Consider the following 12,412-nt stretch of genomic DNA (forward strand, 5'->3'; position numbering starts at 1 on the left):
TGGCTCAGCCGCCGCGCGAAGCCTTCTTGCGGTCGCTTTCGGTCAGGAACTTCTTGCGCAGACGGATCTCCTTCGGGGTGATCTCGACCAGCTCGTCGTCTTCGATGAAGTCCAGGGCCTGTTCCAGCGAGTACTTGATCGCCGGGGTCAGCTGGATCGCATCGTCCTTGCCCGAAGCGCGCATATTGGTCAGCGGCTTGGTCTTGATCGCGTTGACGGTCAGGTCGTTGTCCTTGGAGTGGATGCCGACCAGCTGACCTTCATACACGTTGTCGCCTTCAGCAGCGAACAGCTTGCCGCGCTCCTGCAGCGGGCCCAGCGAGTAGGCCGGCGTGGTGCCCGGCGCATTGGCGATCATCACGCCGTTGATGCGCTTGGCGATCGCGCCCTGTTCCTTCGGGCCGTAGTGGTCGAACACGTGGAACAGCAGGCCCGAACCCTGGGTCAGGGTCTTGAACTCGTTCTGGAAACCGATCAGGCCACGGGCCGGGATCGAGTATTCCAGGCGCACGCGGCCCTTGCCGTCCGATTCCATGTTCTTCAGCTGGCCCTTGCGGGTGCCCAGCTTTTCCATCACGCCGCCCTGGTGGATTTCTTCGATGTCCACCACCAGCTGCTCGATCGGCTCCATCATCTGGCCGTCGATCTCCTTGATGATCACTTCCGGGCGCGACACGGCCAGCTCGTAGCCTTCGCGACGCATGTTCTCGATCAGCACCGACAGGTGCAGTTCGCCACGGCCGGAAACCAGGAACTTGTCGGCGTCTTCCAGCTGCTCGACCTTCAGGGCCACGTTGTGGACCTTTTCACGGTCCAGGCGGTCCTTGATCTGGCGGCTGGTCAGGAACTTGCCACCGGACAGGTCCTTGTTGCCGGCGAACGGCGAGTTGTTGACCTGGAAGGTCATCGAGATGGTCGGCTCGTCGACGGTCAGTGCCGGCAGCGCTTCCGGGAAGTCCGGTGCGCAGATGGTGTCGGAGATGGTCAGCTCCTGGATGCCGGAGATGGCCACGATGTCGCCGGCCTCGGCGGTATCCTGCTCGATGCGCTCCAGGCCCATGAAGCCCAGCACCTGCAGCACCTTGCCGTTGCGCTTCTTGCCTTCACGGTCGATGACCGCGACCTGCATGTTCTTCTTCAGGGTGCCGCGCTGGATGCGGCCGATGCCGATCACGCCCACGAAGTTGTTGTAGTCCAGCTGGCTGATGCGCATCTGGAACGGGCCTTCCGGGTCCACTTCCGGGCGCGGCGCGTGCTGCATGATCGCTTCGTACAGCGGGGTCATGTCGCCGTCGCGCACGGTGTCTTCCAGGCCGGCATAGCCGTTCAGGCCGGAGGCGTAGACGATCGGGAAGTCCAGCTGCTCGTTGGTGGCGCCGAGCTTGTCGAACAGGTCGAAGACCTGGTCGATCACCCATTCCGGACGGGCGCCCGGACGGTCGACCTTGTTGACCACGACGATCGGCTTGAAGCCCATCGCGAAGGCCTTCTGGGTCACGAAGCGGGTCTGCGGCATCGGGCCGTCCATCGCATCGACCAGGATCAGCACGGTGTCGACCATCGACAGCACGCGCTCGACCTCACCGCCGAAGTCGGCGTGGCCGGGGGTGTCGACGATGTTGATCCGGTTCTTGATACCGGTCTTCTTGTCTTCCCAGGTGATGGCGGTGTTCTTGGCCAGGATGGTGATGCCGCGTTCCTTTTCCTGGTCGTTGCTGTCCATCACGCGCTCGGCGAGGACGGTACGCTCGGACAGGGTGCCGGACTGCTTCAGCAGCTGGTCGACCAGGGTGGTCTTGCCATGGTCGACGTGGGCGACGATGGCGATGTTGCGAAGATTTTCGATGGACATACGAAAGGGGGCCAGTCGGCGCCGGATTTGGAAAAAGAAGTCCAACATTATACGTCGAACTTGACGATTCGCGAAAAGGTGGATTTCACGCCCGTCACGGGGCCCATTCAGCTGGCGGTCCGCGGCGCCGGTCGAGGCCGCCTGGCCTGCACCACGGGGCACCCCGTCCCGTGGCTGAAGCCCGGATCTGCGCCCATGGTCGAAGCCGCCGCCGCCACGAGGCAGGTGTAAACTAGGTGGCTAGACGCGTTCCCCTCTGCATCAAGGATCTTCATGTCCCTCATCGCCACTTTCGACACCACCCAGGGCCCGATCAAGGTCGAGCTGTTCGCCGACAAGGCGCCGCTGACCGTGGCCAACTTCGTGAACCTGGTCAAGCACGGTTTCTATGACGGCCTGATCTTCCACCGCGTGATCGCCGACTTCATGATCCAAGGCGGCTGCCCGCAGGGTCGTGGCACCGGCGGCCCGGGCTACAAGTTCGAAGACGAGAAGAATGGCGTGAAGCACGAGGTCGGCTCGCTGTCGATGGCCAACGCCGGCCCGAACACCAACGGCAGCCAGTTCTTCATCACCCACATCAAGACCGACTGGCTGGACGGCCGCCACACCGTCTTCGGCAAGGTCCTGGAAGGCCAGGCCATCGTCGATTCGGTCAAGCAGGGCGACGTGATCCATTCGATCACCCTGGAAGGCGACGTCGACGCCGTGCTGGCCGCCCAGGCCGAGCGCGTCGCGGAGTGGAACAAGCACCTCGCCGCCTGATCCCCCTTCGAAACGGCCACCCTCGGGTGGCCGTTTCCCTGTTCCCCGCCGCCCGCCAGGCCTGCGTGGCCACGCCCGCGGCGTCCCATCAAACGCTTGCAAGCAAGAGGAAACCCCCATGAAAGCACCCGTTCGTGTTGCCGTGACCGGCGCCGCCGGCCAGATCGGTTATGCCCTGCTGTTCCGCATCGCCTCCGGCGAAATGCTGGGCAAGGACCAGCCGGTCATCCTGCAGCTGCTGGAACTGCCGGTGGACAAGGCCCAGGCCGCCCTGAAGGGCGTGATGATGGAGCTGGAAGACTGCGCCTTCCCGCTGCTGGCCGGCATGGTCGGCACCGATGACGCCGAAGTCGCGTTCAAGGACGCCGACATCGCCCTGCTGGTCGGCGCTCGTCCGCGTGGCCCGGGCATGGAGCGCAAGGACCTGCTGCTGGAAAACGCCAAGATCTTCACCGCCCAAGGCGCGGCGCTGAACAAGGTCGCCAGCCGTGACGTGAAGGTGCTGGTGGTCGGTAACCCGGCCAACACCAACGCCTACATCGCGATGAAGTCGGCCCCGGACCTGAAGCCGGAGAACTTCACCGCCATGCTGCGCCTGGACCACAACCGCGCGCTGAGCCAGCTGTCGACCAAGCTCGGCAAGCCGGTCGGTGGCATGGAGAAGCTGGTGGTGTGGGGCAACCACAGCCCGACCATGTACCCGGACTACCGTTTCGCCACCGCTGATGGTGCGTCGATCGCCGATGCGATCAACGACCAGGAGTGGAACGCCAACACCTTCATCCCGACCGTCGGCAAGCGCGGCGCGGCGATCATCGAAGCCCGTGGCTCGTCCTCGGCTGCTTCGGCCGCCAACGCAGCCATCGACCACGTGCGTGACTGGGTGCTGGGCAGCAACGGCAAGTGGGTCACCATGGGCGTGCCGTCCGACGGTTCCTACGGCATTCCGGAAGGCGTGATCTTCGGCTTCGCGGTGACCACCGAGAACGGCAAGTACACCCTGGTCAAGGATCTGCCGATCGACGACTTCAGCCAGAAGTACATCGACAAGACCCTGGCCGAGCTGGAAGAAGAGCGCGCCGGCGTCGCCCACCTGCTGGGCTGATGCAGGCGGTACCGGCGCGAGCCGGTACGTCTTCCATCGAGGTAGGTACCGGCCGTTGGCCGGTACGCAGCAACGGGGAAGCTCAGGCTTCCCCGTTTCTGTTTGAGGAATACAGGAACTGATGATCCACCTGCATTACATCGACGACGCGCTGCTGGTGGCCGAGAAGCCGGCCGGCCTGCTGTCCGTGCCTGGCCGCAGCGCCGAGAACCAGGACTGCGTGGTCGCGCGCCTGCAGGCGCTGTACCCGGATGCATTGACCGTGCATCGCCTGGACCAGGTGACCTCCGGCCTGCTGCTGCATGCGCGCGGCAAGGACATGCAGGTGGCGTTGTCGATGCAGTTCGAGCAGCGCCAGGTTGGCAAGCGTTACGAAGCGATCGTGGAGGGGCTGCTTGAAGGCGATGCCGGCGAGGTGGACCTGCCACTGATCGTGGACTGGCCGAACCGGCCGAAGCAGATGGTCGATCACGAACGCGGCAAACCGGCGCTGACACGTTGGCACGTAATGGCACGTGATGTTGAAGCGCAGCGCACCCGCGTGGCGTTGGAACCGATCACTGGCCGCAGCCATCAGCTGCGCCTGCACATGGCCAGTCTCGGCCATCCCATCGTTGGCGATGTGCTGTATGACGCCGCGTCGGCGCAGCGTGTGCATCTGCATGCGCGCAGCCTGCGGTTCGCCCATCCGGTGACGGGCGAAGCGCTCGCGTTCGAGTCCCCGGTTCCGTTCTAGGGGTTCGGCAGGGCTTGCAGCCCTGCACCTGCAGAATCAACGTCAACGTCAACGTCAAAAGCGGGCTATCCGTGGGTTGGCGGGACGGTGCCGGAGTGCGGGGACGCCGCAAGTACGTCCCTGTAGGCTTGGCAGCCGCATCCATGCGGCTGACACCCCGCACTCCGACACCGCCCCACCTTCGACAGGTTCCCGCGGCTGTTGGTAACTGCGGCTTTGTTCCGCGCGGCTGTTGGTAGGTGTCGACCTTGGTCGACACGATTTTTCTCTCAGATATCGAATGAATCATCCACGCATGGCGTGGATCTACCGTGTCGACCAAGGTCGACACCTACCAGAGCAGTCGACCAAGGTCGACATCTACCAGAGCAATACGCCTTTCCGACAGATCGCAGGAAACTGTCGAAGGCGGGGTGGGTCCGGTTGCGGGGGCGTGAGCCGCATGGACGCGGCGACCGAGCCTCCATGGACGGATTTACGGCGCCCCCCGCAACCGGACCCACCCCGCCATCCCTCAATGGCCCCGCTTTTGACGTTGACGTTGACGTTGACGTTGATTCTGCAGGTGCAGGGCTGCAAGCCCTGCAGAACAAAACCCCACCCCCTACCAAGGTAGGGCGGCCCGCGCGGCAGCACCGGACTATCCTCGAACCCATGACTTTGTCTGGGAGGGCTGCGTCATGAACTACGAGGAAACCTACCGTCGCTCGATCGACGAGCCGGAGGCCTTCTGGGGCGAGGAAGCCAAGCGCATCCATTGGCACAAACCGCCGCAGCAGGTGCTCGACTACAGCAACCCGCCGTTCCGGCGCTGGTTCGTCGGTGGTGAAACCAATCTCTGCTACAACGCCGTCGACCGCCACCTGGCCGAGCGCGCCGACCAGCTCGCGCTGGTCGCCATCTCCACCGAAACCAACAGCACCCGCGAAATCACCTATCGCCAGCTGTATCGCGAAGTGAACGACTTCGCCGCCGTGCTCAAGCACCTCGGCGTCGGTCACGGTGACCGCGTGGTGATCTACATGCCGAACATGGCCGAAGCCGTGTTCGCGATGCTGGCCTGCGCGCGCATCGGTGCGGTGCACTCGGTGGTGTTCGGTGGCTTCGCCGCGCACAACCTGGCGCTGCGCATCGACGATGCCAAGCCCAAGCTGCTGATCGCCGCCGATGCCGGCATGCGCGGTGGCAAGCTGATTCCGTACAAGCCGATGGTCGATGCAGCCTGCGCCGAAGCCACGTCGCCACCGCCGCACGTGCTGATCGTGTCGCGTGGGCTGGATGCCGCCGAACCACGCGTGCCGGGCCGCGATGTGGACTACGCCGAGCTGCGTGCGCAGATCGGTGAAGTCGACGTGCCGGTGCAGTGGCTGGAAGCGAGCGAGCCGAGCTATCTGCTGTATACCTCCGGCACCACCGGCAAGCCGAAGGGCGTGCAGCGCGATGTGGGGGGCTATGCGGTGGCGATGGCACAGTCGATGGAAACGGTGTTCGACTGCAGGCCGGGACAGGTGATGTTCTCCACCTCCGACGTCGGCTGGGCGGTCGGCCATTCCTACAACGTGTACGGCCCGCTGATCGGCGGCTGCACCTCGCTGCTCTACGAAGGGCTGCCGACCAACCCGGATCCGGGCATCTGGTGGGCGCTGTGCGAGCAGTACAACGTGCGCACGATGTTCTCGTCGCCCACCGCCATCCGCGTGCTGAAGAAGCACGACGCGGACTTCATCCATCGCCACGACCTGGGCGCGCTGAAGTACCTGTTCCTGGCCGGCGAGCCGCTGGACGAACCGACCGCGCACTGGATCAGCGAAGCGCTCGGCAAGCCGATCATCGACAATTACTGGCAGACCGAAACCGGCTGGCCGGCACTGACCCTGCTGCCGGGCCTGGAGATGAAGCCGGTGCGTTTCGGCTCGCCCGGGTTCCCCAATCTCGGCTACCGGATGAAGGTGATCGACGAGAACACCGGCGAGGAAGTGGCACCGGGGCAGAAGGGCGTGCTGGTGGTGTCGCCGCCGCTGCCGCCGGGCTGCATGAGCACGGTGTGGAACGACGACAGCCGTTTCCTGCAGAGCTACTTCAGCCACTTCAAGGAGCTGCTGTACAGCTCGCTGGACTGGGCGATCCGTGACGACGATGGTTATACCTTCATCCTCGGCCGTACCGACGATGTGATCAACGTGGCCGGGCACCGCCTGGGCACGCGCGAGATCGAGGAGGCCATCTCCAGCCATCCGCGCGTGGCCGAGGCGGCGGTGATCGGGGTCAAGGATGAACTGAAGGGGCAGGTGCCGCTGGTGTTCGTCACCCTCAAGCAGGGGCTGGATGGCGAGGATCCGGCGCCGGTGGTGGCCGAGATGATGGCCACGGTGACCACCTCGCTCGGCGCGGTCGCGCGCCCGGCGCACGTGCACGTGGTCAATGCCTTGCCCAAGACCCGCTCTGGCAAGCTGCTGCGGCGCTCGTTGCAGGCGCTGGCCGAGCAGCGCGACCCGGGTGACCTGTCGACGCTGGATGATCCCAGCGCGCTGGAGGAGATCCGCCGCGCGCTGGGACGTTGACCTGGTAGTGCCGGCCGCTGGCCGGCACCCCCATCAATCCTGAGGTTGCCGGCCAGCGGCCGGCACTACCCGCAGCACTTGCGCTAAGCTCGGCCTGTCATCGACCTGCAACACGCGGTGCGCGCCGGGGAAGGCGCGTGCCGTCCGGGGATGGCACACAGGGGAGCGTGCCCTCAAGGGCGCGCAGGCATTGCGCATCGAGGGAGGGGGAAGCAATGGCATTGCTGCACGCCAAGACGGCGGCTGGCCGTCAGGAAATCGAAGACCGTGGTCGGCGCCTGCCGGCGGCACTGCGTTCGATCCTGCTGATGGTCGACGGCCATCGCGACGACACCGAACTGCGCGGCCTGTTCGAAGGCCTGCGGGCACCGCCGGATGCACTGGAGCAGTTGGCCGCGCAGGGCCTGATTGAAGTGATCGGCGGAAGTGCCGAAACCGCACCGACGCGCAGCATCAGCACCGGCCGTGAACAGGACCCGGCGCTGTACCAGCAGCTGTACGACGCGATGAGTGAGGCCGTGCGTCGGCATCTGGGCCTGAAGGGCTATTTCATGCAGTTGAAGATCGAACGCTGCACCGATGCGCTGGCACTGGAGCGCCTGTGCCCGGAGCTGCTGGCGGCCGTCGGCAAGGCGCGCAGCCCGGCGCTTGCGCAGCGCTGGTGGCAGGAAACCCAGGCGGCACTGGCGAGTGGCAGCAGCGAGGTCGTACAGGCCTCAGCCACCGCGTAAAGTGATCGGTTTACTTCTCACAAGGAGTCTCCCGTGCAGGACGACCACGACGACACCGATACCCCCGGCTGGGACGCGATCAACGCCGCGCTTGCGCCGTTGCATGCCGGCCAGGAACCGCGCCATTACGGCACTGCATTGCCCTACACGCTGGGCGGTCAGGATCCCCTGGATGGCATCAGTGTGTACTGGGCGGATGCGCCGGTACCGCATTGGCATTACATCACCTACGGCTTCTCCGAGCTGTACGCCAAGGAGAGCAGTGATGCCACCGCCAGCGGCTATGGTTTCGAGCTGACCTTCCGCCTCGCTGCCGACGTCGGTGAGAACGCCGGCAGCACGCCGCCGGTGTGGCCGATGAACCTGCTGCAGAACCTGGCGCGCTATGTGTTCGGCAGTGGCAACGTGTTCGAGGATGGCCACCACCTCAATGCCAACGGCCCGATCGCGTTGGAGACCAACACGCGCTTGTGCCATCTGGCCTTCGTCGCAGATCCGCAGTTACCCGCACGCGACACCGCCAATGGCCACCTGCAGTTCCTGCAGCTGGTCGGGCTGACCGATGAGGAGATGGAAGCGGTCAAGCGCTGGTCGACGCGCGGCGTGCTGCAGGCGCTGCAACCGGCGATGCCGCTGTGGATCAGCGATCTGCATCGCGGCAACCTGCTGGAGGATCCGGCATTGGCCGCACAGGTGCAGGCCGGCAGCGAGCGCGAGGGCTCCAGCACCGGCATGTTGTTCATCGAGACGCTGGACTGGCGCCAGGAGGCGGGCGTCACCACCCTGGTGCTCGGTGCGGGCCAGGTGGCCAGCGTGTGCGAGCTGCTGCCATTGCGCCTGCGCCACGGCAAATCGCTGGAACTGGTCAGCCGCGAGCGGCAGTGGGAATTCATTCCGGCCGCGCGCGGTGAAACCGGCGAGGTATCGGCCGACAGCGCGCGTTGGGCACTGGACGAGACGGGTCTGGAAGCCTTGGCGGGCGTGCGTGCCGAGCGCGGCATCTACCCGGTGGCGGCGGCGCTGCGCATCGAAGTGGTGCCGACCTACCTGCGCGATGCCAAGGGCGAAGTGATCCGCCAGATCGGCTGAGTGTGGCGATTGCACCGATGGGGGCAGAGCCGTCTGCTGTGCAGACGGCTCCGACCCATGGTCTGGCTCAGGCCAGGCCTTCGGCCTTCAGCGCGGCCTGCACGCCGGCATCGGCATCCATGCGCGCCTTGTAGGCGGCCAGGTTGTCCAGGCCGGACAGGTCGACCTTGGTGCCAGCAGCCCAGCGCAGCGTGATGTAGAAGTACGGGTCGGCGAAGCTGCGGAAGCCGGCCAGCCACGGCTTGTCGGCCAGCTGCTTGTCGGCGGTCTCGAACAGGGCGCGCAGGCGCTTGTGCGCGGCGGCGCGGATCGCATCGAACTGGCTCTCGTCGGCGATGAACTTGCCCGGCGCGAACAGCGGCGAGAAGGCCGGATGCACATCGGAATTGACGAAGGCCAGCCAGCGGGTGGCTTCGGCGCGCTGGCGCGGGCTGCCGTCGCCGCCGAGGCCGGCCTGCGGGAAGCTGTCGGCGATATAGCCCATGATCGCGGCGTTCTGCAGCAGCACGAAGTCGCCGTCGACCAGTGCGGGGACGGCACCGGCCGGATTGATCTTGAGGAATTCCGGGCCCTTCAGGGTGTCCTTGTTCAGCAGTTCAACCTCGAACGGCTGGCCGGTCCACTGCAGGGCGATGTGGTCGGCGGTGGAACAGGCACCGGGCTTGCTGTACAGCTTCATGGGAACTCCAGGTGATGCGGGCGGGAAGCGCCCACTATCCCAGAGCTTGCCAGCGGGCGGCAACGCTGCCGCCAGCACGGATCGTTACGACTGCCGCGGCTTGAGGTTCTGCACCTTATAGAAGGTGTGATCGCCGATGGTGGCCACCTGGTAGGCATTGCGCCAGTTCGGGCTGGCAATGGACAGCGCGGCGAAGTGGCTGGCACCGGGCACGATCTCGCGGCGCTCGCCGGCCGGCAGCGCCCAGTTGCGCTCGGCGTCGAAGGCCACGTTCATCGCCTCGCTCCAGGCCGCATCATTGCCCAGCTGGGTGCCGGGCGAGACGATGGTCGGTGCGAACTGCTTGCGCGCGGTGACCACCTGGCACATGGAGTCGCCCCACAGGCCACTGTCGAGGCGGCGCAGGGCGACCTCGGCGACGGCCTGCTGGCCACGCAGGGTCTGGTCGCGGGCTTCCAGGTAAACGGTGGTGCTCAAACACAATGAATCAGCGGCCGGTTGAGGCAACAACTGCGACAGCCAGAGAATCCAGGCCAGTTTCATATAACTCCTTGCTCCGTGTGGGCCGCACCCTCCGGTTCCGGCCGCAGGGGCGACAGGAGGCGGGGTACGACTTGGCGTCATGGGGAGGCGGCCATCGGGGCCGCCCCGTGGGCAGCCCCAAAAGAAACGATCAGTACCGATCGAGGGGGCTGCGCCGGCTCACCGGAAACTGGCTGGTGAGCGGAAAGATGGCGCAAGGTAGGGGGGGATAGCCGAACGCATCGTGAACCGCCCGGCTTGACATTCAGGTTCGGCAGGGGTGACGGAAATCACATTCCGCCCCTCATTCAGGCGCTCATCAGAGCGCGGCGGCCACCCGGCTGCCCTGGTCGATGGCTCGCTTGGCGTCCAGTTCGGCCGCTACATCGGCACCCCCGATCAGCTGCGCGTTGATGCCGGCGGCCTGCAGTTCGGCCTGCAATGCACGATTCGGTTCCTGCCCGGCGCAGATCACCACATGGTCGACCGGCAGCAGCTGTTCGCTGCCTTCCACGCGGATGCGCAGGCCTTCGTCATCGACGCCCAGGTACTCGACGCCACCGAGCATGCGCACGCCCTTGGCCTTCAGTGTGGCGCGGTGAATCCAGCCAGTGGTCTTGCCCAGTCGCGCGCCGGGCTTGCCCGGGCTGCGCTGCAGCAGCCAGAGCCGACGCGGTGACGCCTCGACCTCGGGCCGGCCCAGCGAGCCGCGGGCCTCGAACGCGCTGTCCACGCCCCATTCGGCCATCCAGCGTTCCGGATCGAGGGAGGGGGACTCACCGGCGTGGCTGAGGTACTCGCCGACATCGAAGCCGATGCCGCCGGCGCCGATGATCGCCGCATTGGTGCCCACTTCAACCCGGCCCAGCAGCACGTCCAGGTAGCTGACCACCTTGGCGTGGTCGGCGCCGGGGAAGTCGACCTTGCGCGGGGTGATGCCGGTGGCCAGCACCACCTCGTCGAAGCCGGCCAGGGTGGCGGCATCGGCGCGGGTGCCGAGGCGCAGCTGCACGCCGGTTTCGGCCAGCGTGTGGCGGAAGTAGCGCAGGGTCTCGTGGAACTCTTCCTTCCCGGGGATGCGCTTGGCCACGTTGAACTGGCCGCCGATCTCCTCGTTGGCATCGAACAGGGTGACCTGGTGGCCGCGCTGGGCAGCGACGGTGGCACACGCCAGGCCTGCCGGGCCAGCACCGACCACGGCAACTTTCTTCGGCGTGGCGGTGGGGCGATAGACCAGCTCGGTCTCGTGGGCGGCGCGCGGATTGACCAGGCAGCTGGCCAGCTTGTTCTCGAACACGTGGTCCAGGCAGGCCTGGTTGCAGGCGATGCAGGTGTTGATTGCCTCGGCGCGGCCGGCACGGGCCTTGTTCGGCCATTGCGGGTCGGCCAGCAGCGGACGCGCCAGCGACACCATGTCGGCACCGCCGCTGGCGAGGATGCGCTCGGCGACGTCGGGCATGTTGATGCGGTTGGTCGCCACCAGCGGCACCTTCACATGCGGCTTGAGCTTGGCGGTGACCCCGGCGAAGGCGGCGCGCGGCACCGAGGTGGCAATGGTCGGAATACGGGCTTCGTGCCAGCCGATGCCGGAATTGATGATCGTCGCGCCGGCGGCCTCGATGGCCTGCGCCTGCTGCACGATCTCCTCCCAGTTGCTGCCGTCCTCCACCAGGTCCACCAGCGACAGGCGGTAGATGATGATGAAGTCCGGGCCACAGGCCTCGCGGATGCGGCGCACGATCTCGACCGCGAAGCGCATGCGCTGGTTCGCATCGCCGCCCCAGCGGTCGGTGCGCTTGTTGGTGCGCGGGGCGATGAACTCGTTGATGAGGTAGCCCTCCGAGCCCATCACTTCCACACCGTCGTAGCCAGCCTCGCGGGCCAGCTTCGCGCTGCGTGCGTAGTCGGCGATATGGCGCTCGACGCCACTGGCCGACAACGCACGCGGGGTGAACGGGTTGATCGGTGCCTTCAGCTTCGACGGCGCCATCGACAGCGGGTGGTAGGCATAGCGGCCGGCATGCAGCAGCTGCAGGCAGATCTTCGCGCCGTGCTGGTGCGCGGCGGCGGTGAGCTGCCGATGCGGGCGTACTTCCCAGGGCCAGGACAGCTTGCCGCCGAACGGCTTCAGCCAGCCGACCACGTTCGGCGCGAAGCCGCCGGTGACGATCAGGCCGACACCGCCCTCGGCGCGTTCGGCGAAGTAGGCCGCCAGCCGCGGGAAGTCGCGGGCGCGATCCTCCAGGCCGGTGTGCATCGAGCCCATCAATACGCGGTTGCGCAGCTGGGTGAAGCCCAGGTCCAGCGGGGCGAACAGATGGGGGTAGGCGCTTTCGTTGGCTGGCGACATTGTCGATACGCTTGCGTACGGA

At 66.1% G+C, this 12,412-nt stretch carries 10 protein-coding genes; 6 read left to right on the forward strand and 4 right to left on the reverse strand.

Going from position 1 to position 12,412, the window contains the following annotated elements; genetic code table 11:
• Window positions 1–4 precede the first annotated feature (4 nt).
• Entirely contained in the window at window positions 5–1,852 is a 1,848-nt protein-coding gene (gene typA / locus ACZK13_RS03970) for a translational GTPase TypA (protein ID WP_088024560.1), read from the reverse strand.
• Between the two features lie 273 nt (window positions 1,853–2,125).
• On the opposite strand from typA, the gene ACZK13_RS03975 reads away from it, so the two are divergent.
• The 6 genes from ACZK13_RS03975 to ACZK13_RS04000 all read left to right on the forward strand — a co-directional run bounded on the left by ACZK13_RS03975 (window position 2,126) and on the right by ACZK13_RS04000 (window position 8,839).
• The gene (locus tag ACZK13_RS03975; RefSeq protein ID WP_004153629.1) at window positions 2,126–2,617 is read left to right on the forward strand and encodes a peptidylprolyl isomerase; all 492 of its coding nucleotides are present in this window, start codon (window positions 2,126–2,128) and stop codon (window positions 2,615–2,617) included.
• Between the two features lie 118 nt (window positions 2,618–2,735).
• A complete protein-coding gene (locus ACZK13_RS03980) occupies window positions 2,736–3,722 on the forward strand; it encodes a malate dehydrogenase (protein WP_004153634.1) in 987 nt (328 codons plus the stop codon).
• A 121-nt stretch (window positions 3,723–3,843) separates the two neighbouring features.
• Window positions 3,844–4,458: an RluA family pseudouridine synthase gene (locus ACZK13_RS03985; RefSeq protein WP_478482274.1), complete on the forward strand. Its 615-nt coding sequence runs from the start codon at window positions 3,844–3,846 to the stop codon at window positions 4,456–4,458.
• A 680-nt stretch (window positions 4,459–5,138) separates the two neighbouring features.
• Entirely contained in the window at window positions 5,139–7,019 is a 1,881-nt protein-coding gene (gene prpE, locus ACZK13_RS03990) for a propionate--CoA ligase (protein WP_049400974.1), read from the forward strand.
• Window positions 7,020–7,234: 215 nt separating this feature from the next.
• Complete coding sequence (locus ACZK13_RS03995) at window positions 7,235–7,750, forward strand: hypothetical protein (RefSeq protein WP_346487149.1); 516 nt, start codon at window positions 7,235–7,237, stop codon at window positions 7,748–7,750.
• A 33-nt stretch (window positions 7,751–7,783) separates the two neighbouring features.
• Window positions 7,784–8,839 carry a suppressor of fused domain protein gene (locus ACZK13_RS04000; RefSeq protein ID WP_346487151.1) on the forward strand — a complete coding sequence of 352 codons (1,056 nt, stop codon included), beginning with the start codon at window positions 7,784–7,786 and terminating at the stop codon, window positions 8,837–8,839.
• Between the two features lie 67 nt (window positions 8,840–8,906).
• On the opposite strand, the gene ACZK13_RS04005 is transcribed toward ACZK13_RS04000, so the two are convergent.
• The 3 genes from ACZK13_RS04005 to ACZK13_RS04015 all read right to left on the reverse strand — a co-directional run bounded on the left by ACZK13_RS04005 (window position 8,907) and on the right by ACZK13_RS04015 (window position 12,390).
• On the reverse strand, window positions 8,907–9,518 hold the full coding sequence (locus ACZK13_RS04005; protein WP_032130478.1) for a glutathione S-transferase N-terminal domain-containing protein: 612 nt from the start codon (window positions 9,516–9,518) through the stop codon (window positions 8,907–8,909).
• Window positions 9,519–9,602: 84 nt separating this feature from the next.
• A complete protein-coding gene (locus ACZK13_RS04010; RefSeq protein WP_004154513.1) occupies window positions 9,603–10,061 on the reverse strand; it encodes a cell wall hydrolase in 459 nt (152 codons plus the stop codon).
• A 298-nt stretch (window positions 10,062–10,359) separates the two neighbouring features.
• Window positions 10,360–12,390 carry an FAD-dependent oxidoreductase gene (locus ACZK13_RS04015; RefSeq protein ID WP_478482275.1) on the reverse strand — a complete coding sequence of 677 codons (2,031 nt, stop codon included), beginning with the start codon at window positions 12,388–12,390 and terminating at the stop codon, window positions 10,360–10,362.
• Between the last annotated feature and the right edge of the window lie 22 nt (window positions 12,391–12,412).

The organism is Stenotrophomonas sp. 99219_Sma, assembly GCF_056480785.1.